At 60.6% G+C, this 23,248-nt stretch carries 22 protein-coding genes; 13 read left to right on the top strand and 9 right to left on the bottom strand.

Annotated features, from left to right (window positions below; translation table 11 throughout):
- Nucleotides 1-18 precede the first annotated feature (18 nt).
- On the top strand, nt 19-1,680 hold the full coding sequence (locus GGD50_RS18725) for a thiourocanate hydratase (protein ID WP_107106777.1): 1,662 nt from the start codon (nt 19-21) through the stop codon (nt 1,678-1,680).
- A gap of 126 nt (nt 1,681-1,806) precedes the next feature.
- Nucleotides 1,807-2,475 (top strand): spermidine synthase, encoded by a 669-nt coding sequence (locus GGD50_RS18730; protein ID WP_107106776.1) that lies wholly within the window; start codon nt 1,807-1,809, stop codon nt 2,473-2,475.
- A gap of 10 nt (nt 2,476-2,485) precedes the next feature.
- Here the strand turns inward: GGD50_RS18730 and GGD50_RS18735 are convergent, their stop codons facing one another.
- The 5 genes from GGD50_RS18735 to GGD50_RS18755 all read right to left on the bottom strand — a co-directional run bounded on the left by GGD50_RS18735 (nt 2,486) and on the right by GGD50_RS18755 (nt 5,480).
- The gene (locus GGD50_RS18735; protein WP_107106775.1) at nt 2,486-2,890 is read right to left on the bottom strand and encodes a GFA family protein; all 405 of its coding nucleotides are present in this window, start codon (nt 2,888-2,890) and stop codon (nt 2,486-2,488) included.
- A gap of 5 nt (nt 2,891-2,895) precedes the next feature.
- Nucleotides 2,896-3,378, bottom strand: a complete 483-nt coding sequence (locus GGD50_RS18740) for an SRPBCC family protein (RefSeq protein WP_107106774.1) — start codon at nt 3,376-3,378, stop codon at nt 2,896-2,898.
- On the bottom strand, nt 3,362-3,703 hold the full coding sequence (locus tag GGD50_RS18745) for an ArsR/SmtB family transcription factor (RefSeq protein ID WP_107106773.1): 342 nt from the start codon (nt 3,701-3,703) through the stop codon (nt 3,362-3,364). Before GGD50_RS18745 ends, GGD50_RS18740 begins: the two co-directional genes overlap by 17 nt.
- Nucleotides 3,704-3,795: 92 nt before the next feature.
- Nucleotides 3,796-4,182, bottom strand: coding sequence for a VOC family protein (locus GGD50_RS18750; protein ID WP_107106772.1), 387 nt, complete (start codon nt 4,180-4,182; stop codon nt 3,796-3,798).
- A 14-nt stretch (nt 4,183-4,196) separates the two neighbouring features.
- Nucleotides 4,197-5,480: an MFS transporter gene (locus GGD50_RS18755; RefSeq protein WP_107106771.1), complete on the bottom strand. Its 1,284-nt coding sequence runs from the start codon at nt 5,478-5,480 to the stop codon at nt 4,197-4,199.
- Between the two features lie 96 nt (nt 5,481-5,576).
- Here GGD50_RS18755 and GGD50_RS18760 point away from each other — a divergent pair, with 96 nt between their 5' ends.
- Complete coding sequence (locus tag GGD50_RS18760; RefSeq protein WP_107106770.1) at nt 5,577-6,452, top strand: LysR family transcriptional regulator; 876 nt, start codon at nt 5,577-5,579, stop codon at nt 6,450-6,452.
- Here GGD50_RS18760 and GGD50_RS18765 read toward each other — a convergent pair whose 3' ends face one another.
- Nucleotides 6,453-7,358, bottom strand: coding sequence for a LysR family transcriptional regulator (locus GGD50_RS18765; protein WP_107106769.1), 906 nt, complete (start codon nt 7,356-7,358; stop codon nt 6,453-6,455).
- Between the two features lie 119 nt (nt 7,359-7,477).
- Here GGD50_RS18765 and GGD50_RS18770 point away from each other — a divergent pair, with 119 nt between their 5' ends.
- From GGD50_RS18770 to coaBC, 3 genes are all read left to right on the top strand, one after another.
- A complete protein-coding gene (locus tag GGD50_RS18770; RefSeq protein WP_107106768.1) occupies nt 7,478-8,242 on the top strand; it encodes an SDR family oxidoreductase in 765 nt (254 codons plus the stop codon).
- A 126-nt stretch (nt 8,243-8,368) separates the two neighbouring features.
- Nucleotides 8,369-9,265, top strand: coding sequence for a LysR family transcriptional regulator (locus tag GGD50_RS18775; protein WP_107106767.1), 897 nt, complete (start codon nt 8,369-8,371; stop codon nt 9,263-9,265).
- A gap of 74 nt (nt 9,266-9,339) precedes the next feature.
- Nucleotides 9,340-10,554 carry a bifunctional phosphopantothenoylcysteine decarboxylase/phosphopantothenate--cysteine ligase CoaBC gene (gene coaBC, locus GGD50_RS18780; RefSeq protein ID WP_107106766.1) on the top strand — a complete coding sequence of 405 codons (1,215 nt, stop codon included), beginning with the start codon at nt 9,340-9,342 and terminating at the stop codon, nt 10,552-10,554.
- Here the strand turns inward: coaBC and GGD50_RS18785 are convergent.
- Nucleotides 10,538-11,353 (bottom strand): class II glutamine amidotransferase, encoded by an 816-nt coding sequence (locus tag GGD50_RS18785; RefSeq protein ID WP_107106765.1) that lies wholly within the window; start codon nt 11,351-11,353, stop codon nt 10,538-10,540. The two genes, coaBC and GGD50_RS18785, sit on opposite strands and share 17 nt — an antisense overlap.
- Before the next feature lie 908 nt (nt 11,354-12,261).
- Between GGD50_RS18785 and otsB the strand changes: the two genes are divergently transcribed.
- Together otsB and otsA are read left to right on the top strand one after the other, a co-directional pair.
- Nucleotides 12,262-13,056, top strand: coding sequence for a trehalose-phosphatase (gene otsB, locus GGD50_RS18790; RefSeq protein WP_107106764.1), 795 nt, complete (start codon nt 12,262-12,264; stop codon nt 13,054-13,056).
- Between the two features lie 54 nt (nt 13,057-13,110).
- On the top strand, nt 13,111-14,487 hold the full coding sequence (gene otsA / locus GGD50_RS18795) for an alpha,alpha-trehalose-phosphate synthase (UDP-forming) (RefSeq protein ID WP_107106763.1): 1,377 nt from the start codon (nt 13,111-13,113) through the stop codon (nt 14,485-14,487).
- Nucleotides 14,488-14,497: 10 nt separating this feature from the next.
- Here otsA and GGD50_RS18800 read toward each other — a convergent pair whose 3' ends face one another.
- Nucleotides 14,498-15,400 (bottom strand): choline sulfate utilization transcriptional regulator, encoded by a 903-nt coding sequence (locus tag GGD50_RS18800; RefSeq protein WP_107106762.1) that lies wholly within the window; start codon nt 15,398-15,400, stop codon nt 14,498-14,500.
- A gap of 99 nt (nt 15,401-15,499) precedes the next feature.
- Between GGD50_RS18800 and GGD50_RS18805 the strand changes: the two genes are divergently transcribed.
- The 3 genes from GGD50_RS18805 to GGD50_RS18815 all read left to right on the top strand — a co-directional run bounded on the left by GGD50_RS18805 (nt 15,500) and on the right by GGD50_RS18815 (nt 18,254).
- A complete protein-coding gene (locus GGD50_RS18805; protein WP_181315992.1) occupies nt 15,500-16,447 on the top strand; it encodes a choline ABC transporter substrate-binding protein in 948 nt (315 codons plus the stop codon).
- 19 nt (nt 16,448-16,466) lie between these two features.
- Nucleotides 16,467-17,981: a choline-sulfatase gene (betC, locus tag GGD50_RS18810; RefSeq protein ID WP_107106760.1), complete on the top strand. Its 1,515-nt coding sequence runs from the start codon at nt 16,467-16,469 to the stop codon at nt 17,979-17,981.
- A 63-nt stretch (nt 17,982-18,044) separates the two neighbouring features.
- A complete protein-coding gene (locus GGD50_RS18815) occupies nt 18,045-18,254 on the top strand; it encodes a TOBE domain-containing protein (RefSeq protein ID WP_107106759.1) in 210 nt (69 codons plus the stop codon).
- 150 nt (nt 18,255-18,404) lie between these two features.
- Here GGD50_RS18815 and tsaA read toward each other — a convergent pair whose 3' ends face one another.
- Nucleotides 18,405-18,929: a tRNA (N6-threonylcarbamoyladenosine(37)-N6)-methyltransferase TrmO gene (gene tsaA / locus GGD50_RS18820; protein ID WP_107106758.1), complete on the bottom strand. Its 525-nt coding sequence runs from the start codon at nt 18,927-18,929 to the stop codon at nt 18,405-18,407.
- 345 nt (nt 18,930-19,274) lie between these two features.
- Here tsaA and GGD50_RS18825 point away from each other — a divergent pair, with 345 nt between their 5' ends.
- Both GGD50_RS18825 and GGD50_RS18830 read left to right on the top strand, forming a co-directional pair.
- A complete protein-coding gene (locus tag GGD50_RS18825) occupies nt 19,275-20,513 on the top strand; it encodes an MFS transporter (RefSeq protein WP_107107034.1) in 1,239 nt (412 codons plus the stop codon).
- A gap of 229 nt (nt 20,514-20,742) precedes the next feature.
- Entirely contained in the window at nt 20,743-23,220 is a 2,478-nt protein-coding gene (locus tag GGD50_RS18830; RefSeq protein WP_107106757.1) for a phospholipase C/P1 nuclease family protein, read from the top strand.
- Nucleotides 23,221-23,248: the final 28 nt, after the last annotated feature.

The raw sequence follows: 23,248 nt of genomic DNA on the forward strand, positions 1-23,248 counted from the left end.
ACAAGAGGTAAGAGGACCATGCCGAAAGCCAATCCACGTCACCCGAAATTCCCCATTCCGGGCGGCCCGGAGCTGCGTGCCAAAGGCTGGCGGCAGGAGGCCCTGCTGCGCCTGCTCGAAAACGTGCTCTCGGTCGGCGAAGATCCAGACAATCTTGTCGTCTACGCAGCCCTCGGCAAGGCGGCCCGCAATTGGGCAGCACATAAGGGCATCGTGAAGGCGCTGACGGAAATGGATGAGAACCAGACGCTGCTCATTCAATCCGGCAAGCCGATCGGCCTCATCCGCACGCATGACAAGGCGCCGCTCGTCATCATGGCGAACTGCAATATCGTCGGGCAGTGGGCGAAGGCAGAAGTGTTCTACGAACTGCAGCGCAAGGGGCTGATCTGCTGGGGTGGGCTGACGGCCGGCGCCTGGCAATATATCGGCAGCCAGGGCGTGATCCAGGGCACCTACGAAATCTTCATGCGCATCGCCGAGCGCCGCTTCGGCGGCGATCTCTTCGGCCGCTTCGTTTTGACCGCCGGTCTCGGCGGAATGGGCGGCGCGCAGCCTCTCGCCGGCCGCATGGCGGGTGCCGCGATCCTCTGCGTCGACATCGATGCGGAGCGCGCCAGGAAACGCCAGGACATCGGCTATCTGCAGGAGATCGCGCCCGATCTCGATTCCGCGCTGGCGATGATCGACGCCGCGGTCAAGGAAAAGCGGGCGCTTTCCGTCGGCCTCGTCGGCAATGCGGCCGAGATCTACCCTGAGATCGCACGGCGCGGCATCGTGCCCGATATCGTCACCGATCAGACCTCCGCCCACGATCTCGTCTATGGCTATGTGCCAAAGGGCATGAGCCTGCAACAGGTTCGGGATTTGCGCGACGATGGCCAGGGCCAGCTCATGGCAGCCAGCCGCGCCTCCATCGTCGAGCATGTGAAGGCCATGCTGGACTTCCAGAAGAAGGGCTCCGAAGTCTTCGACAACGGCAACCTGATCCGCACCCAGGCGAAGGAAGGCGGCGTTGCCAACGCCTTCGATATCCCGATCTTCACCGAAGCCTATCTGCGGCCGCTCTTCTGCCGCGCCATCGGTCCATTCCGCTGGATGGCGCTTTCGGGCGAGGAAAGCGATATAGCCCGCATCGACGATCTGCTGCTGGAGATGTTCCCGGACAATAAGATCATCACCAACTGGATCCGCCTTGCCCGCCAGCATGTGCCCTTCGAAGGGCTGCCGGCGCGCATCGCTTGGCTTGGCCATGGCGAGCGCACAGCACTTGCCCGCCGCGTCAACGAGCTTGTGGCAAGCGGCGAGCTGAGGGGGCCGATCGCCTTTTCGCGCGACCATCTCGATGCCGGCGCCATGGCGCATCCGAATATCATGACCGAGCGCATGAAGGATGGCTCCGACGCCATCGCCGACTGGCCGCTGATCGACGCCATGATGCTCTGCTCATCCATGGCCGATCTCGTCGTCGTCCATTCCGGCGGCGGCGGCTATGCCGGCTATATGACGAGCTGTGGCGTCACCGTGGTCGCCGATGGCACGCCGGCGGCCGATGAACGGCTCGATCACGCGCTGACCAATGACACGGCGCTTGGTGTCATGCGCTATGCCGACGCCGGCTATGAGGAAGCGCTGGACGAAGTTGCGAAAAAGGATGTGCCCTATATCCGTCTCGGATAAGCACGTCTGTTATTTGCAGCTTTGAAAGACTATGGTCCCGGGCAATTCGAAACGACCTATTTTACATGCAATTCCGGACGGAAAGCGGCTCACGCATTTTTCCTGGAATTGCTTTGGAGAGTGCCCGTGATCCCCTGGACCTTGCTCGACACTGCGAAAATCCCCGGTGGCGGCGAGCTGCGCTTGAAGCAGCGCGGCCAGGAATTCTCCATCATGCTCGGCACCAACGAGCTGATGAACAGCCGCTTGAGCGGCTCGGAGCGGGCACTAGCCACGCTTTCCTACGAAAAGATCAAGGACCGGAAGGCGCCGCACATCCTGATCGGCGGCCTCGGCATGGGCTTTACCTTGCGGGCAGCCCTCGGTGAACTCGGTGCGGACGCCAAGGTCACGGTTGCGGAGCTGGTTCCGGCCGTCGTCACATGGGCACGCGGGCCGATGGCAATAGTCTTCAACGGCTGCCTCGACGACCCGCGCGTCGCCATCCACGAAGGCGATGTGCGTCCGCTCATCCGAGCCCGCAAGGCGACATACGACGCCATCCTGCTCGATGTCGACAACGGCCCGGATGGCATCACATCAGAAGCCAATGACGGTCTTTACGATTATCAGGGATTGAAGGCAGCACGCGATGCGCTGCGGCCCGGTGGCGTGCTCGCGGTCTGGTCTTCGGGACCTGACGATCGCTTCACACGGCGGCTGCGCGACAGCGGTTTTGCCGCCGAGGTGGTCAATACGCGCGCCAATGGCAAAAGCGGCGCCCGTCATGTCATCTGGTTGGCTACCAAAGGCTAGAACCCTTTCGCTAAAGATAACGCGTTTCCTCCGGCGCGCGATCGAAGCGATCATCGCGGCCGTCAAAATATCCGACGGGAAGCGAGGCGAGTTCTTCATCCGTGGCATCGTCCAGGCAGCTAATGCTGATTGCGTAGAATTTGCCGCCGAGTGCGGGATTTTCACCCCAGTTGAAAGAACTGATGCCGCAACTCTTGCAGAAGAGATGATGCAGGATGCGCGGGCCGAATTGATATTCGCCGATGCTGTCCTCGCCCGAGGTCAGGCGGAAATCTGCTGGCGTGGCGACGGCCAGCCAATTGCGCTTTTTCCTGCAGATCGAGCAGTTGCATTTGAAGGTGCCGCCCTGCAGATCGAGATCAGCTTCATAAGCGACGGCGCCGCAATGGCAGCTTCCATGATAGGTCTTTTTCATCACTCTCATCCTTCCCTTGAGGTGGCTTCTGCGTAGGCGACGTATTTGTCGAGGGCCTGCTCCCAGCCGCCGGTCTGCAATCTTAGTTCGGTGTCGTCGGGCAGTTCGACCTTGCGGAAGATGAGGCGTGTCTTCTCGCCAAGCTCTTGAAATTCCACGGTCACCTGCATCGAGTGGCCGGATTTTCCATCCAGATTTTCCCAGGCGAAGGTGAAGACGAGGCGCTCGGGCGGGACGATCTCCAGATAGCGCCCGTGGCTCCAATATTCCCTGCCCTCTGGTGTCAAAATGCAATGCCGCCAGGCGCCGCCTTCGTGAAGGTCGACGGAGACGAATGGCGCCGTCATGTTCTGCGGCCCCCACCAGCGCATCAGATGTTCCGGCTCGGTCCAGATGCGAAACAGCAGGGCGCGCGGCGCGGCAATATCGCGGGTCAGCACGATCTCGCGCGGTGGCCGCATGCTGCCGCCCTCAGTTGCTGGGGTCATTCTTTCCTCCCTTTTGCAATAGTTCCGCGTAAGCTTCCAGGCGATCAAGGTTGTCGTTCCAGAACTGACGGTAGCTCTCCAGCCAGTCATCGACCTGCCGCAGCGGCTTCGGCTCCAGCCGGCAAGGCCGCCATTGCGCTTCCCTCCCCTTCGAGATCAGCCCGGCCTTTTCCAGCACCTTCAGATGCTTGGAGACAGCGACCAGCGACATGTCGAAGGGTTCGGCCAGTTCGGAAACGGATGCCTCGCCAGTCGCCAACCGCGCCAGGATTGCCCGGCGGGTTGGGTCAGCCAAGGCGGAAAGGGTGATGCTCAATGTGTCCATGCGACTTCATAAACCATATAGTTAATTAACTAATAGGTTTATTATAGGCCGCAACAATGCTCTGTCGAGAAGCGCCGGTCGGCGGGGCAATCTCAGGAAATGTTGTTGGATACTTCGATCAGATTCTGATCCGGATCGCGGAAATAGACCGAGAGAATGGGGCCGGTCGCGCCGGTTCGGCGGACGGGACCTTCTTCGATCGCAACGCCCTCGGCATGCAAGTGAGCTGTGATGTCATCGAGCGGAGTGGTGCTGATGAAACAAATGTCGGCCGAGCCCGGTGTCGGCCGATCGGCCTTGGGCTCGAACTCGTGGCCGGCGCGGTGCAGATTGATTTTCTGGTTGCCAAAGGTGAGAGCCTTGCGGCCCTCGCCGAAAGTTTCGACGCCCATGCCGAGAACGCGGACATAGAAATCGCAGCTTTCATCGATGCTCGCAACCGTGAGCACCAGATGATCGAGATGGTCGATGCGGATCATGGCGGCCTCCGGCCTCAACGACGCGCCAGTCTGGCAACGGCAAGGGCGCTAATGACACACATTGCCAGCATGACGAGGATGAAGGCAACCACGGCATTCCAGCCGTCGGCAAGCCAGAAATAGCCGCCGACCGAACCGGCAATGCTGGAGCCAAGATAGTAGGCGAGCAGGTAGAGCGAGGAGGCGTGTCCCTTGAAGTTGCGAGCAAGCCGTCCCACAAGCGCGCTGGCGACGGAATGGGTCATGAAGAAGCCGATCGTCACCAGAACGATGCCGAGGATGATGAGCGGCAGGGAGCTGAAAAGCGTCACCGCCGCACCAAGCGCCGCGATCAATACGCCCGCCGGCAGCACGACGAAATGGCCGATGCGATCGCCGAGTAGACCCGCGACCCATGAGGCGGCGATGCCGAAGAGATAGGCGGTAAAGATCAGGCCGAGCTCGGTCTGGCTGAGGTCATAGGGATCGGCGACGAGGCGGAAACCGGCATAGTTATAGACCGTGACGAAGGAGCCCATGACGAGAAAGCCGATGGCGAACAGCAGCGGCAACGCCGGGTTACGGAAGTGGCCGCTCCAGGCCTTCAGGTGGAAGGCGGCATCAAATCCCTTGCGCGGCGTGAAATTGCGCGACGGCGGCAGAAGATAGAGGAAGCCGATGGAGGCGATCAGGCCAAGAATGCCGACAGCGGCCAGTGCCGGCCGCCAGCTCAGGAATTCAGCAATCGTACCCGTGACCACGCGGCCAGCCATGCCGCCAAAGGCATTGCCGGCGATATAGAGACCCATGGCGCTACCGAGGCCGCGCGGTTCGATCTCTTCAGCCAGGTAGGTCATGGCAACGGCGGGCACACCACCCAGCAGGAAACCCTCGAGCGCGCGGGCGACGAGCAGCATATGCCAGCTCGGCGAGACCGCACAGACGAGCGTACAGATTGCTGCGCCCAACAGCGATATGAACATCAGGCTGCGTCGGCCGAGGCTTTCGGAAACGGCGGCCGCGCCGAAGATCGCGAAGGCCAGGAAGCCGGTCGAAAGCGACAGCGACAGCGAACTTGCAGCCGGCGTGACACCGAAATCCTCGGAGAAAATCGGCATTAGCGGCTGCACGCAATAGAGCAGCGAGAAGGTGGCAAAACCCGAGAGAAACAGGGCAATGGTGGCGCGGCGGAAGGCGGGCGTGCCGCGCGTGAGGAATTGGCGGGACTCGGCCGGCGGCTCATTTCTGACGAGCGTCAGTTCGGGACGGGATGGGACTTCGGAAGCAATGGTTTGCTGCTTGCTGGCGGCGCGGAACATGGGGCACACAACCTTTCTTGCCCCGGAATCTAGTCAGATCCGCTTCATTAGTCCAATATATGGAACAGGCGATCTCAATAGCTTTTGGAGATAGCGATGGAGCTGCGTCATATCCGTTATTTTCTGGCGCTGGCGGAAGCGGGAAATTTCACCCGAGCCGCCGCCAAGCTCGGCATCGGCCAGCCGCCGCTCAGCCAACAGATCCGCGATCTCGAAAACGAGGTGGGCGCGATGCTGTTTCACCGTGTTCCCCATGGGGCAGAGTTGACGGAGGCGGGAGAGGCTTTCCTCAGCGAAGCCAAAGCCGCCGTGGATGCGGCGGAAAAAGCCAAACTTGCCGCCCAGCGCGCCAATCGCGGCGAGATTGGCCGGCTGGCGCTCGGCTTTACCGCCTCTTCCGCCTTCAACACGATCGTCACGGAAACCATCCGCGAGTTTCGAGGCCATTGGCCCGAAGTGAGGCTGTCGCTCACGGAGATGAACACCAACGCGCTGATGGAGCGGCTGATGCGCGGCGAGATCGATGCCGCCTTTATTCGTCCTGGCCTGGAAGACCCACGGGATGTCCGGCTGAAGCGCTTTGCCGACGAGCCGATGCTGATCGCGCTGCCAGCGCATCATCCGCTGGCAGAAAAGGAACGCGTACCGATCGCGGCATTGGCCGGTGAGCCCTTCATTCTCTTTCCGCGCATGGTGGGGCTCAGCCTCTATGACGATATCGTTGGAGCTTGCCGCGAAGCGGGATTTGAGCTGGTGGTGATGCAGGAAGCGCCGCAGATTCCCTCCGTCGTCAATCTCGTCGCCGCCAATCTGGGCGTTTCCATCGTTCCGGCTTCGATCGCACAGATCAAGCTCGACGGCGTGGCCTATCGGCAGATCGATGGGCCGCCGGTCGTGGCACGGCTTGGCCTCGCGAGCCTCAAGGCGCAGCGATCGCCTGTCGTTGCCAATCTCATGAGCCTGATCGCGTAGTCAGCGGTTTCGCTCCCAATAGGGCGGATCGCCGAACGCCTGCTTCAGATGGTCGGCGATGGCTCGGAGCTTTGCCGAGGGATTGCGCCCCTCGGGATGGGCCATGAAGATGAACTCCGGTTCGGGCCGGTAGCCGACGTCGATCTCGACAAGCCGCCCCTCCCCGATCGCCGGGCCTGCGATGAAGACCGGCAACAATGCGATCCCCAAGCCGGCGACGGCGGCATCGTGGATGACATCGCCATTGTTGACGCCGAATGCCAGCTTCCCTCTGATGACGACAGCGCCATCGGGCCCTTGGAAACGCCAGTCGGCCACGCCGCGATTGCTGTAGAAAATACCGCGATGGTTCTCGAGATCGGATAGCGATGTTGGCCTGCCGTGACGGCTGAGATAGTCCGGCGACGCCACGAGAAGGCGGCGGCTGCGGGCAAGCTTCCAGGCAACGAGGCGCGAATCGGCAATCAGGCCATGGCGAATGATGGCGTCATAGCCGTCCGAGGAGGCATCGACACGCCGGTCGTCGAGATCGAGCGTCAATTCAATTTCAGGGTGATCGGCCAGAAAGGGATAGAGCGCCGGACCGAGATGCATGCGGCCGAAGGTGACGGGGGCAGTGATGCGCAAGGGGCCCGCCAATGTGCCACGTCGCCTGGCCAGATCGGCCGCCGCCTCCCGCACATCGTGCACGATCCGAGACGCGCGCTCCAGGAAAGCAGCACCATCCTCCGTCAATGTCAACTTACGGGTCGTGCGATGCAGCAGCGTCGCGCCGAGCGTCTTCTCCATTTCCGCCAACCGCTCGCTGACGACGGATTTCGACAGGCGCAGCCGGCGCGCGGCTTCACTGATCGATCCCGCTTCGGCAACGGCCACAAAAGCAGCGATTCCTTCAATCTTGAGCATCGTTCGGCAATCCCGAATTCGAATTCCATGATTAGAAGACTAATCCGAACGATCGAAAAATACCATTCTCTGCGCATCGGACGGAACAACAGACACGTCCACACACAGGAGATGGAACAATGAACCGCTTGAATGGAAAAGTCGCAATCGTCACCGGCGCCAGCTCCGGCATTGGCCGCGCCACCGCAAAACTCTTCGCTGCCGAAGGTGCCAAAGTTATCGTGGGCGCCCGGCGTGGGGCCGAGTTGGAAAGCCTTGTTGCAGAAATCAAGGCTGCGGGCGGCAAAGCGGCCGCGCTTGCCGGTGACGTGCGTTCGGAAGATTACCACAAGGCATTGGTCGCCCTTGCCGTCGAGCGCTATGGCAAGCTCGACATCGCCTTCAACAATGCCGGCACGCTGGGCGAAGCCGGCCCGAGCACTGAGGTTTCCGAGGCAGGTTTTAGCGATGCGCTCGCAATCAACTTGACCGCTTCCTTCCTCGCCGCAAAGCATCAGATCGGCGAAATGGTCAAGAATGGAGGCGGCTCGGTGATCTTCACGTCGACCTTTGTAGGCTACAGCTTTGCCTTCCCCGGCGTTGCCGCTTATGCCGCCAGCAAGTCCGGCCTGATCGGCCTGACGCAGGCACTCGCGGCCGAATTCGGCCAGCAGAATGTGCGGGTCAATGCCGTGCTGCCGGGCGCCGTCGATACCGACATGTATCGCGAGATGAACGACACTCCCGACAAGCAGGGCTTCATCACCAATCTGCATGCGCTGAAGCGTGTCGCCGGTCCTGACGAACTGGCCCGCTCGGTCCTCTACCTCGCCTCCGATGATGCAAGCTTCGTCACCGGTACTGCATCGCTGGTCGATGGCGGCGCCTCGATCACGCGTACCTAACCACGTACGGAATGACTGAAGAAAGGCCGCGGACCCTCTCCCTCCGCGGCCTCCTCGCATCCAAAAGACTTTGACGGAAATGCATCGTGACTTCATGATTGCTGACGGAAAATCATGGATGGGACAATGTTCGACGGACGATTGCTGAATGGCGTCAGCGTGCTGACGGCCGTGGTCGAGGGTGGCAGCTTCGTGCGGGCGGCGGAAGCGCTTGGCCTTACGCCATCAGGAGTCAGCCGAGCAGTTTCGCGGCTGGAGGCGCGCATCGGCGTGCGCCTGCTCGATCGTACCACGCGAGCATTGCGGCTTACGGATGATGGCGCGCGGTTTTATGAGCAGGTCGTGCCGCTGCTCGGCGGCATCGAGGAGGCCGCGACGACGGTGGCGGGTGTCGCTCAATCCGTACGCGGCCGTCTGCGCATCAATGTCGACCCCTATTTTTCCCGCCTCGTCCTGGCGCCGCGGCTCGGCGCCTTCCTCGACCTCTATCCCGACCTGCAGATCGAGATCCTGACCCGCAACGAGATCGGTGATCTTGTGGCCGACGGCATGGATGTAGCCCTGCGCTTCGGCGAGCCGCCGCAGACCTCGCTGATTGCCCGGTTGCTTCTGGAAACCCGCGTGATGACGGTTGCAGCACCCGCCTATATCGAGCGTTATGGCCGGCCGAAAACGCCGGCCGACGTCGCGAACCATCTCTGCATCCACTATCAGGACCCGAGCACCGGGCGCGCATTCGAATGGGAATTCCGACGCGGGTGCAAGGTCATCCCGGTCGAGACGCGCGGCCGCATCCTGGTCAACGATGCCGGGACGACGCTCGGAACCTGCCTTGCTGGCCTCGGTATCGCTCAGGTCTTCACGCTCGGCATCACGGATTTTCTGGACCGCGGAGAGCTTGTCGACCTTTTTCCGGACTGGAAGGACGAGCTTTACCCGCTTTACGCCTTTTACCCGTCCCGCCACCATGTGCCGGCAAAGGTGCGCGCCTTCATCGACTTCTGCGTCGACATTCTCGGCTGACGCTGCTGCCGATTGCCTATTATGCGCCAAAGGCTTAGGTTCATGGGCACAAAAACAGGCGACGGGTTCGAGCCATGGTTCTCGCGGGAAAACGCATCCTTCTTATCATTTCCGGTGGCATCGCGGCCTATAAGAGCCTCGACCTCATCCGGCGGCTGCGCGAGCGCGGCGCCTCAGTCCGCCCGATCATGACATCGGGGGCACAGCAATTCATCACGCCGCTTGCCGTCGGCGCATTGGCGGCGGATCATGTCTTCACCGACCTGTTTTCCCGACAGGATGAGCAGGATGTCGGCCATATCCGGCTGGCGCGGGACTGCGACCTGGTGCTGATTGCGCCGGCGACTGCCGATCTCCTCGCCAAGATGGCCAATGGCCTGGCCGATGACCTTGCGTCGACCGTGCTGCTCGCGACCGACCGGCCCGTACTCGCAGCACCCGCGATGAATCCGAAGATGTGGGCGCATCCGGCGACGAAGCGCAACATCGAGACATTGAGGGGCGACGGCATCCGCTTCGTCGGGCCTATGGCCGGCGAAATGGCCGAGAGCAAGGAGGCAGGCACCGGCCGCATGGCGGAGCCGCTAGAGATCGTCGCTGCCGCCGAGATGCGGCTGGATGATGGGGCAAGACCGCTCGCCGGCAGAAAGGCCGTCGTCACGTCGGGTCCGACGCATGAGCCGATCGACCCGGTGCGTTACATCGCCAATCGTTCTTCCGGCCGGCAAGGGCATGCTATCGCCTCGGCACTCGCGGCCCTTGGCGCCGATGTCACACTAGTCACCGGGCCTGTTTCGATCCCCGATCCGATGGGCATGCACGTCGTTCATGTCGAGCGGGCAGAAGAGATGCGCGATGCCGTGCTTTCGGCTCTTCCGGCCGATATCGCCGTGATGGTCGCGGCCGTCGCCGACTGGCGCGTCGCCTCTGCCGCCGATCAGAAGATCAAGAAACATCCGGGCGAATCCATTCCGACGCTGGCGCTCACCGAAAATCCCGACATCCTGAAAACCGTCGGCCATCACACGCAGCGGCCGAAGCTCGTCATCGGCTTTGCCGCCGAAACGCAGGATGTCGAGGCGAATGCCAGGGCGAAACTGGAGCGCAAGGGCGCCGACATGATCGTCGCCAACGATGTCTCGCCGGCAACGGGCATCATGGGCGGTATGCGGAACAGCGTAAAACTCATCCGCCATCACGGCGTGGAGCAGTGGCCCGATCTCGACAAGGAAGAAGTGGCAGCGCGTCTGGCGGCTTTGATTGCCGAACAGTTCAAGCCGGGATCGTGACGGGCGCCTGCGGCCCGGCGGACGCGCGCTTTTCCGGCTGGAAGGGCGTGATATGCACGCCCATATCGTCGATCAATACTGCGCTGCCATCCGGAACTTCCGTCCAGGCATCGATATCGTCGTTCAACGGCTCGGATACGAGGCAATAGCCAATGCCGACAGGCGAGGCATAAAGTGTCGGCGCCTTGCGGTCGGTGGCGTAGCGCACCGCATATAGCGACTTTCCATCGGAAAAAGCGGCCGTGAAGCGCACCAGCGCCGAACCGGTCAGATGAACCGACAGGCCCTCGGCAAAACCGATGGCTTCCGAAATCGCGGCAAACGGATTGGATGCAAGACCGAATTGCAAGGCCAGCAGGAACAGAAGCTCGGAATCGGTCGTGCCGCCGCGGGCATGAAAAAGCTGATCGTCGAGCATGGATTCCATCGGCCGACGCAAACGGTCGAAATTGGAAATCTGCCCGTTGTGCTGGAAAGACCAGTTCCCATGCACGAAAGGATGGCAATTGTCCCGACGCGTGCCGCCGCCGGTCGCGGCGCGGACATGGGCGAGAAAGAGTGGCGAACGGATCTGCCGCGCCAAGCTCTTGAGATTGCAATCGGACCAAGCCGGGAGGATATCGCGATAACGGCCGGGCTCTGGCCGGTCGCCATACCAGGCGATACCAAATCCGTCACCGTTGGTTGCCGTCTTGGCGCGTGTGGCGCAGTGGGATTGTTCGATCAGGGAGTGGGCAGGCGAAGACACCAGCTCCTCCAGATAGAGGGGGTCTCCACGATAGGCTGCCCAGCGACACATACGTCTTTCGCTCCAATTCCCGCTCGCTCCCTGTCCCGCGGGAGAATGTCAAAATCAAGGACGATTGTTCGTGCGGAATAGGTAATAAACTCTTAATTTACCAAGAATTGAGGGGTGAAAGTGACAGATTCTTGACACGCCGTCCGATCACGTTTCGGCGTCGCAACATTATTCTTATGTGAACGTGCCGACTTTTAAGCGGCTTTTCGCCCCACGCTGCATAGCTTGATGAAAATGTCGGCTTGGCCTATATTTCCGGAGTGAGGGGCGGGTTGCAGCCCACCCCTCGTTTATTTCGCGATTAGAAAGTCACCCGGACCTCAAGCTGCCAGCTAGTCCGGGTTTTTCTTATGCGAAACGTGACGCTAAATGGAAACCACATAGCTCACCTCCTTGTTGACGGCGAGGCCGATCGCCACGGTCGAGGTTGCACATCTTCCCCGATCCTGTCCGCTGGCACAGACAGGTGCCACTTCCGCTACCAACTGCCACGATTAATATCACGCAAAAGTTGAACGAACCCTTGCGTTTCAATGCGTCACGAAGAGTGAAACATTCCGCCTTTGAACACCCTTGAATTCAGTGAAATTTGAGTTACGTTAGGCATATCGTCAACGTAGCGAAAGGAAGGTGATCCAATGTCTAGTGAGATTTCGGTCCGCGTATCAGGCATGGAAATGGTTGTGAGCGTTGCGAGGCAGCCCTCGCTCTGATCAAGCCTTCCGGAAGCGTCTTGCGCTTCAGGCCAGTTACGGGCCAAAACTCATGGAAGGGTCGCTTCGTGCGGCCCTTTTTTGCATCTATCGGTTGCCTATATTGCGGTACTTAGGGCTGTCATTGCCGGAATAAACCTCCGTCGTGGTCGTTTTTCTCTTGCCGAACGAAAAGTGCGCCATAGCTAAACCTCCATGACTTACAAGGAACAGCCCGAACAGGGTGAAGCCGAGCCAGCGCCGCCGAATGAGCCGGCGCTTACCGCACTCTCATTGTATCCTGACGAATGGGCGCTGTTCCTCGATATAGACGGAACGCTGCTCGATCTCGCGGAGACCCCGGAAGCGATCGCCGTACCTCCGAGCCTGCCCTCTGTACTTGAGACGCTCTCACGCCGGCTCGGCGGCGCGCTGGCGCTGGTGACCGGGCGCGCGGTTGCCTTTGTGGACCCTCTGTTTGCTCCCTTCCACTTCTCTGTCGCCGGCCTGCATGGCGCCGAACGACGCGATGGGGCGGGACGCCTGCGGCGCGCGCTGATACCGCATGCCTTCCATGAGATGAAGCTCATGATCGCGCGGGAGGTCGAGGCCTGGCCCGGCGTTCTCGTCGAGGACAAAGGGGCTGCGGTCGCCGTTCACTACCGGCTGGCGCCCGAGCGCGAAGCTGACGTCGCCGAAGTGATGCAGCGCTATCTGCAGGAAGCCGGCCCGGACTGGATCCTGCAGCACGGCAAGCTTGTGGTCGAAATTTGTCCGGCGCATGCGAGCAAAGGGCATGCCGTCGAGGCCTTTCTCAATGAGCCCCCCTTCAACGGGCGGCGGCCTCTCGCGATCGGTGACGACGTCACCGACGAGACCATGTTCGCCGTCGCGAACCGCCTCGGCGGTCAATCCGTGCGCATCGGCCCGCCCAAGGGCAAGACGCTCGCCCGTGCATCCATTCCCTCGCCCGCGCGTTTAAGAGAGATACTCGCAGCGCTCGCCAAATAATCACTTTTTGGTCATTTCGGCCTACCGCCGCGGCCCTCTCGAAAGGAGCATTCCGTGAGTCGTCTCATCATTGTTTCCAACCGTGTTTCCGTCCCCGACAACCAAGGTGCGGCGGCGGCGGGTGGGCTTGCCGTGGCGTTGCAGGCTGCCCTTGCCGAACGCGGCGGCGTCTGGATGGGCTGGTCCGGCAAATCGAGCGGCGATATCGAACCCGAACCGCTGGTGCTGACCGAAGACGGCAACATCACCTACGCGCTGACCGATCTCACCCAGACCGATGTCGAGGAATATTACCAAGGCTTCGCAAACCGCGTGCTCTGGCCGATCTGCCATTACCGGCTGGACTTGGCCGAATATGGCCGCAAGGAAATGGCCAGCTATTTCCGCGTCAACCGCTTCTTCGCCCACCGGCTAGCGCCGCTCGTCGAGCCCGATGATATCATCTGGGTGCATGACTACCATCTTATTCCGCTGGCGGCAGAACTGAGGCAAATGGGGTTCAAGAACCGCATCGGTTTCTTCCTGCATATTCCCTGGCCGCCGGCCGATGTGCTCTTCACCATGCCCGTGCACGAGGAAATCATGCGGGGTCTCTCCTCCTATGACCTCCTCGGCTTCCAGACCAAATACGATCTCGAAAATTTCGCTGGCTGCCTGAAGCGCGAAGGCATGGGCGTCGAAAACAGCCCAGGCCATTTCAGCGCACACGGCCACAACTTCCGCGGCGGTGCTTACTCGATCGGCATCGAGACCGCGGCCTTCGCCGCTTTCGCCCGCAAGGCCGCAGCCCACAGCATGGTGCGCAAAGCGCGGCAAAGCGTCGAAGGCCGCGACCTGATCATCGGCGTCGACCGGCTCGATTATTCCAAAGGGATCACGCAGCGCATCGACGCGTTCGAACGCTTCATCACCAACAATCCGGCCCATCACCGCCGCGTCACCTATCTGCAGATCACGCCGAAATCGCGCTCCGAAGTGCCGGAATACGAGGCGATGCAGCATGCCGTCGCTGAGCAGGCAGGCCGGGTCAACGGCGCGATCGGCACCGTCGACTGGGTGCCGATCCGCTACATCAACCGCTCGATCAGCCGCCCGGTCCTGGCTGGCCTCTATCGGCTGGCGAAAGTCGGCCTGGTGACGCCCCTGCGCGACGGCATGAACCTCGTCGCCAAGGAATATGTGGCGGCGCAGGACCCGGATGATCCCGGCGTGCTGGTGCTCTCGCGTTTCGCCGGTGCGGCGCGCGAATTGAAAGGTGCGCTGCTGGTCAACCCCTATGACGTCGATGGCACCGCAAATGCCCTGGCGCGCGGCATCAATATGCCGCTGGAAGAACGGCGCGAGCGCTGGCGCGGCATGATGGACCATCTGCTGGAAAACGATGTTTCGCGCTGGTGCGATACCTTCCTGACCGACTTGAGGGCGGAGTAATGAGCAACGGCTACATTGCTGCCGCTTCCCTGACCAGCCATTCCGTCAGCCGCTCGGCATGCATGCTCTGCGACTTCGGCGGCAGAAGCCAATAGCCGCGGTTCGGCCCGTCCAGCACCGGACCGGCGGTCACCAGCATGCGCCCGGCCAACAGTGAATCCACCAGTCCCATCCAACCGAGTGCCAGCCCCTGTTCGCCGATCGCAGCCTGGACGACCAGCGAATAGGTGTTGAACCGCAGGTCGCCATGGCCAGCATAGGTATCCCGAGTGATGCCAAGTGCCGCAAAATAGCTCTTCCAATCGAACCAGGGCGATGGTGTTTCCGTGTCCAGATGCACCAGCGTCGCTTGCGCCAGACGGCTGGGATCGCTGAAAGGACCGTATTTATCGACGAAGCCCTGCGTACAAATCGGCGCTACCTTCTCAGGCAACAACAATGCCACTTCCGGCCCGAACTCTTCCCGCGCGCCAAAGACGACGGCGACATCGCCGCTTTCCGAATGGCTACGCTCCTGCCGTTGCGTGGCGACGATCTGAATATCCAGCTCCGGATGAAGCAGGCGAAACCGATGCATGCGCGGGATCAGCCAGAGCGCCGAGAAGGCATAGTCGGTCTTGAGCCGCACTGCCGGCCGCTGCGCCTCAGCGCGAAAGCTGCGCACCAGCGAATCGATACCACCGACCACCTTCTCCGCGATCTCGAACAGACGGCGGCCTTCCGAGGACAGCTCGACGCCGCGATGCTGGCGCTCGAAGAGCGTGACGCCCATCTGCTCCTCGATCCGCCGGATCTGATAGCTGACTGCAGGCTGGGTCAATCCAAGGTTTGCGGCTGCGGATGACAGGCTGCCCGAGCGCGCCACCTCGACAAAAATTCGCAGCCATCCGAGGTCTACGGGCCGCTCAGCCATAAAAATTCCTTTTGTCACCCATTGAAAAAAGCCTGCTTCACAGGCCGAATGCTACTGATGTTCAATAAAATGAGCAAATAATAAAAGGGAACTGTCGTCATGCGAATTTCTGCCATGGGCCGGCTTGCCGTCGGCGCTTTCTTGTCCGCCTTGTCCTTCGCCGGCGTCGCCAAGGCCGATGGCGATTCCTGCCGCACCATCCATCTGTCCGATCCGGGCTGGACCGACATCACCTCGACCAATGGGGTGACGGGCGTGCTGCTTGGCGCACTCGGCTATGTGCCAGATATCAAGACGCTCTCCGTGCCGATCGGCTATCAATCGATGAAAACAGGCGAGATCGACGTCTTCCTCGGCAATTGGATGCCGGCACAGAAAGCCTTCGTCGATGACCTCAACAAGGCGAAAGCTGTCGAAGTGCTGAACCGCAATCTTCAGGGCGCGAAATTCACCCTAGCCGTTCCGACCTATATCGCCGACAAGGGCATCAAGGATTTTGCCGACCTGCAGAAACATGCCGACGACTTCGACCACAAGATCTATGGCATCGAACCCGGCGCGCCGGCCAATGCTAATATCCAGAAGATGATCGACGCCAACGACTTCGGCCTGAAGGGCTGGGAACTGGTGGAATCGAGCGAGCAGGCAATGCTGTCGCAGGTCGAGCGCGCCGGCAAGGACAAGCACGCCATCGTCTTCCTCGCCTGGGCGCCGCATCCGATGAATGAACGCTTCAAGATTGCCTATCTCTCCGGCGGCGACGCCTATTTCGGCCCGGACTACGGCGGTGCACAAGTCTACACGCTGGCGCGCAGCGGTTGGTCCGCCACCTGCCCAAACGCCGCAAAATTGTTCCACAATCTGACCTTCGACATCGGCATGGAAAATTCGTTGATGGGTTCGATTCTCGGTGGCCAGGATGCTAAGACTGCGGCGACCGCTTGGCTGAAGGCACATCCCGAGGCTCTGACGCCCTGGCTTGCTGGCGTGACGACGATCGACGGCAAGCCCGGCGTCGATGCCGTCAAGGCCGCGGTCGGCCTTTAATCCGTCGAGGACATCCAACATGGCGCGCCCGAATATCCTCATCCTCATGGTCGATCAGTTGAACGGAACATTGTTTCCCGACGGCCCGACCGATTTTCTCCATGCACCCGTGCTGAAGGCACTGGCGAAACGCTCCGTGCGCTTCGCCAACAGCTATACGGCAAGCCCGCTCTGCGCGCCGGCGCGGGCTTCCTTCATGTCGGGACAACTGCCGAGCCGCACCCGCGTTTATGACAATGCCGCCGAATTTGCCTCCGATATCCCGACCTTCGCGCATCATCTGCGGGCAGCCGGCTACCAGACGGCGCTCTCCGGCAAGATGCACTTCGTCGGGCCGGACCAGATGCATGGCTTCGAGGAGCGGCTGACCACCGATATCTACCCCGCCGATTTCGGCTGGACGCCGGACTATACGAAACCGGGCGAACGCATCGACTGGTGGTATCACAATCTCGGTTCGGTGACCGGAGCCGGCGTCGCCGAGATCACCAACCAGATGGAATATGACGACGAAGTCGCCTATCACGCCACCCGCAAACTGCTCGACCTGTCGCGCGGACATGATGAGCGGCCCTGGTGCCTGACCGTCAGCTTCACCCATCCGCACGACCCTTATGTCGCCCGCCGCCGCTTCTGGGATCTCTACGAGGACTGCCCGGCGCTCGACCCCGATGTCGCGGAAATTCCCTTCGACGAACAGGACCCGCATTCGCAGCGGCTGATGAAGGCGAGCGACCATACCGCCTTCGACATCACGCCCGAACAGGTGCGCCAAGCCCGGCGCGGCTATTTCGCCAATATTTCCTATGTCGACGAAAAGATCGGCGAAATCCTCGACGCGCTGGAGCGCGGTCGCATGGCCGACAACACCATCGTGCTCTTCGTTTCCGACCATGGCGATATGCTCGGCGAACGCGGATTGTGGTTCAAGATGAACTTCTTCGAAGGCTCCGCCCGCGTGCCGCTGATGATTGCCGCGCCCGGCTGGAATGCCCGGCGCATCGATCAGCCGGTGTCGACGCTCGATGTAACGCCGACGCTTGCCGGCCTTGCCGGGCTCGATATCGCCTCGCTGCGGCAATGGACGGATGGAGAGGATCTTGCTCCGCTCGTCCATGGCAGGGGAAACCGTGGCCCGGTGCCGATGGAGTATGCAGCGGAAGGATCGGAAGCGCCGCTCGTCGGTCTGCGTGACGGTCGCTACAAGCTGACGCTCTGCGACAAGGACCCGCCCCTACTTTTCGATCTCGACGCCGATCCCAAAGAGCTCACCAATCTTGCGGACGATCCCGCATACGCAGAAATCCTGGCGCGGCTGACCGAGCAAGCCAGGCAGCGCTGGAATCTCGCCACCTTCGACGCCGCCGTGCGCGAAAGCCAGGCGCGGCGATGGGTGGTCTATGCGGCGCTCCGCAACGGTGCCTACTATCCATGGGACTACCAGCCGCTGCAGAAGGCGTCCGAGCGCTATATGCGCAACCATATGGACTTGAACGTGCTGGAGGAGAACCAGCGTTTTCCGCGTGGAGAGTAAGGTTTTTGTGGCCGAGATTTTCGGAAGTCGATATGGTCGCGCCGATATATCGGAGAAATATTCATGAAAATCAGTGCACGCAACCGTCTCAGGGGCAAAGTCGTCGAAGTCACCAAGGGTGCCACGACGGCCCATATCCGCATCGATATCGGCAACGGCTCGATCGTCACCTCCTCGATCACCAATGAGGCGGTCGATGAACTAGGCCTGACGGTCGGCTCCGACGCCTATGCCGTCATCAAGGCCTCCGACGTCATGGTCGCTGTCGACTAGAGCGGTTCAGCGTTTCACGGAATCGCTTTCCCGCTCTATCCCTTTGGTTTGACGCATTCCGGACGGAAAACCGCTACGCACTTTTCCTGGAAGTGCTCTAATACCCAAAATGAGCATGATCTTGTCCGAAAACCGCTTCGGGATCATGGTTCACGCCTTCTGACAAAAATGCGCCGTCTTGCCGTCGCCGGTCTGAAAATCGCCAGGCCGCGGCGGCGCGATCGGTTTGAACAGCGTGCGGTCCGGCTTCAGGTCGAGAAGCGGCGTGCCATCCAGGCAATCAAGACCGCGCACGAGTAAGACGGCGCCTTCGACTGCCTCCAACTTGACGATGGAGGTGCCGATCGGGTTTGGCCGCACCGGCGAGCGCAGCGAAAATGTGCCGTGCACCTTGCTATTGCTGGCCGGGCTTTGCAGCACGAGATCGCGACGCGAGCGGTCCAGCCAATAGAGGATTTCCAGCCGCTCGAAATTCTCCACGCCCTTCAGCGCCGGCACCCAGGGCTCGAAAATCTCGATCCGGCAGAGCGGACCGTCATGCCGTCCCTGGCGCGGCGTCTCCATGCGGGAAGTCCACGGCGTCGAAATGCGGCCGATGAAGACAAGACCGGCGTCTGTCGCCGCCGGCGGCGCAATGGCGACTTCGTTTTCGCGGATTTCGTTTTCACGGACCATGATTTCCCTCCGATGCGTCGGCACCATCATCCAACGGAACAATAGTTCGACGGCACTATGGCATAGCGTTATATCTCAAGGAATATCCCGAGCGCCAAAATGCACGCTGTTTGGTGCAACAGATGGCGCATTGACGATGTGGAAATTTCTGTCTAGCTGTATCGTCATGAAGATCGCAACGGTTCTTATCGTAGTGGTAGAGCGCATGGGCAGGATGGCGTAGCCATCCGGCGAAAGCACCCATGCGCGGAAAGTAGGCTCCTGACGGGGCCTTTTTTTATGCCCGGAAATTGGGCCGCGCCTCGTCAGACTTTCGCTATTTCCCACCATAAGACGGACGAGACCATGACGAGCGATAGTCCCCTACAGACTTCCAGCACGCAGATGACCGCGATCGCTGCCCCTCCCCGCCTGACAACCCTGATCTTGCTTTCGGCTCTTGCGGTGCTGCCGGTGAACATGATCTTGCCCTCACTGCCGCATATAGCCGCGACGTTCCAGGCCGATTTCGCACTCGTGAACCTTTCAGTCGCCGGCTATTCGATTATCACCGCGCTCTTAGAAGTCATCGGCGGCGCGATATCGGATCGGTTTGGACGAAGGCAGGTCGTATTGATCGCTCTCTCCATCTTCATCGTCGCATCCATTGGCTGCGTTTTGGCTCCGAATATCGGCGTTTTCCTGCTGTTTCGCGCGATGCAGGCCTGTATCGCACCCTGCTATTCCGTCGCCCTAGTCGTCATCAAGGAAACGTCGGGCGAACGCGAAGCCGCCAGCAAATTCGGATATCTGGCCATGGGATGGGCACTAGCACCCATGATCGGCCCTCTGTTTGGCGGAGCGCTGGACGAGCTGTTCGGATGGCGGGCATGCTTCGTTGTCCTGGCGATCCTGGGCGTCGGCGCCTTCGCTTTGTCCATGCGCGAACTGAGGCAAACGGCAGTGCCCTCATCGAGGACAAGCGGGGCCTATCTTGCCTCCTATAGGCTGCTGCTCGGCTCGGTACGGTTTTGGGCTTACACCCTCTGCATGGCCTGCTCGATGGGGGTGCTTTATGCGTTCCTGGGCGGTGCGCCATTGGTTGTCGGCGACACACTTGGCGGATCGAGCGCGAAGCTCGGCTTCTACATGGGGCTGGTTCCCGCCGGCTTCATTCTGGGCAGCTATTTGGCCGGCCGTTACGCCTCGAAGATCCCGCTCGCCACCATTCTCGTTCTTGCGCGTCTCCTGACCTGCGTCGGTCTGTCGGTCGGCCTGATCCTTTCGACGCTGGGCATCACCCATAGTCTGGCATTCTTTGGACCCTGCATGTTCATCGGCTTGGGCAATGGGTTGACCATGCCCGCCGCAAATAGCGGCGCACTGTCCGTGCGACCCGATCTTGTCGGCACCGCTGCGGGACTGGCCGCTGCCATGAGAATTGCCGGCGGAGCGCTGATAGGCTCCATCGCCGGTCTATTTCTTGAACGATCGGCGGCAATCCATACACTGTTTGCCTTGATGCTCGTATCGGCATCGCTCGCATTGCTGGCTGCACTTTACGTCGCGCGCGTCGAGCGACGTGTGGTCAAGCGGGTTTCATAGAGGGCGGCGGCATGATCATCGTTAGCCGGCTTTTCAGCCCCTGCGACGACAGTTGTATTACCGATGGATAACCTGTCATAAAAATTGTAGGATCATGTGTCTCTATTGCAAAATGCCATCGCGCCGATCGTGATCGCGATGAAATGCCGTTTGATGCAATCAGTTTCGCGCTCGGCGCATGCTTTCGAAATCCACATCCAAATCACTCTGAAACCTGGTGGGCGGACTCATGGATACTCTCTTCAAAAGCAGCAGCAATTTCGCTTCTCTTTCGCTCAAGGACTTGGTGGAGGCGCGCGATCTCTTCCACTACCATTTGATGAACAAGAAGAATGTGGTGGCGACGGCGCTCGGTCTCTACAGAATTCGCAAGAGCGACCCCTGGCCTTCGAAAGACGAGCAGGCGCTGCGCAAGCGTTCACCGGAGAGCGAACGGCGAACGCTTTTCAACTCGGAAGTACGCCCCTATTCCTGGCCTTGCGTCTATGTGTTCGTCTCCAGTTGGGAATATGAGAAGGATCTGGCGAAACAAGATCCCTCCGATGTCGTTCCTAAGACGCTCTATCTCCCGGACGGGCGGACCGTGCCGGTATGTGTCATCGAAGCGCGCAAACAGCCGCTATCCAAAGACCTGAAGGTCAAGCTCGACACCCGGACGCCGCGCAATCTGCTGGCGCCGGGCTCGGCCATCATCAACGAGGATGGCCAGGGCATGACGCGTCTCGCGACCGCGGGCTGCATCGTGCGCGATAGCGAACGCTATTTCGTGATGACCAATCGGCATGTCGTCGGCGGACCGGGAACGGAGATCAGCGCCTTGCAGACACATCGCCGCCCCAAGATCGGCGTCGCCGCAAAAAAGGGCCTTGGCAGACAGGACTTCCGAACGATCTATCCGAATTTCCCGTCCACGAACCAGCGGCTGCTGATGGATGTCGGATTGGTGGAACTTGACAACATCCTACAATGGAAAACCGAGTTTCCCGGCATCGCGCCCATCGGTTCGGTGCTGGATCTCTATGACAACAGCTTCAGCCTCAAGCTGATCACCATGAAAGTGGTCGGCCAGTCGGCTGTGACCGGCAAAATCAGGGGCGAAATCCACGGCCTGTTCTATCGCTATAAGGCGATGGGTGGATCGGACTATATCAGCGATTTCCTGATCGGGCCGGAAACCTATGGCATCGACAGGGATCGCCTGAAGATCGAGGAAGAAGCTGAAGCGCACGATCGGGCGGAGAATATCAGTCTCGGCGTTCATCATGGCGATTCCGGCACGGTCTTCTTCATCGAACATGCCGAGGAGAGCGACCGCGACCATCCGAAGGATGCCAGGAAGATCACCTATTACCCCTTCGCGCTGTTGTGGGGGAAAGAGGAATTCTTCGAAGGCGGCGAAAGCCTATCCCAGCCCTATGCCCTCGCCACATCCCTCAGCACGGCGCTCGATCACTTGGACCTCGATTTGGTGCGCGACATCAATCTGGATCAGGATTTCATCTGGGGATGGGTCGGGCACTACATCATCGGCCGCTCCCTGCCCTTGTCCGGAGATCTCGTGACGTCACAGACCCTGCAAAGGTTGCTCGACAATAATCTCGATCTGCTGGCGCTCACTCCGGACGACGCGCTCGGCAACGATCCCCGCGTTCTCGAAAAGGATGATACCGAGGTTCATTTCGTGCCGCTGGCCGACGTTCCGGACAATGTCTGGAAAAGCAATGTCAATTTCATCATGGTGGAGGGGCCTGACGGCAAGAAGCAGCGCAAGATCGGACCCGGCAGTCGCGGACAGAATGACAATCCGAACCATTTTGCCGATCTGGACCTTCCCTATCAGAATGGCGAGACGTTTCTCGCCCTCAATCAATCCGCACCGGACACCTACCTCAATCCGGAAGCCTGGATCGACTATTTTGCTTCGATCAAGCCTCAATATGACGCCTGGGCGCAATTGCTCGATCCCAATGCCGATCTGCGCAACAAGCACTGGGGAGCCCTGCCCTTCAGAGTTCATCAGCTATTCGACATCATGGTGAAGGCAGCCAGGGATGGCGACGCGGCGATGTTCCTTTGCGCCGGCGGCGTCCTCATCCACTATATGGGCGATGCCTGCCAACCGCTGCACACCTCCTATCTTTCGCAGGGCGATCCGGCCAAGGTTGTTCCCCGCCCACGGTCACCCAAGATGAAACTGGAAGCCGACGGCGTCCATGTGGGCTACGAAGACGACATGATCGCCTATGGCTATCAGAACAAAAAACTCGGCCAGGAACTCGCACAGCGCATTACAGCTCTCGCAGCCGAGCCGATGCCGGCAATCGCCAATGGCTATGATGCCAGCAAGGCGGTCATTGCTCTGATCGCCGACACGCAAAGGGATATCGCGCCAAGGGATATCGTCGATAAATGGGTTGAGCTTATCGGCCAACCCGCCAAGGAAAAGGCGGCGGCGATGTGGGACGACTTCGGCGACCGCACCATCACCTGCATGGCGCGCGGCACCCGCTATCTGGCGAAGATCTGGCAGGCGGCCTGGGACGCGGGCAATGGCGATGCCGATATCCCGGCAGCGACCGCTGTCACGGAAGCGGCCATCATGGCGCTCTACAACGATCCGGACAAAATGCCGTCGGTAGCGCTCGACCGCTACCCGGCCGATCGGAATGCCGATTGGTCAAAGATAACACGGAACGTGCAGGCATAAGGCGCTGCGACGTTCAGATGAGAACTGA

This window comes from Martinezella paranaensis, from assembly GCF_014200235.1.
GTDB lineage: Bacteria > Pseudomonadota > Alphaproteobacteria > Rhizobiales > Rhizobiaceae > Rhizobium > Rhizobium paranaense.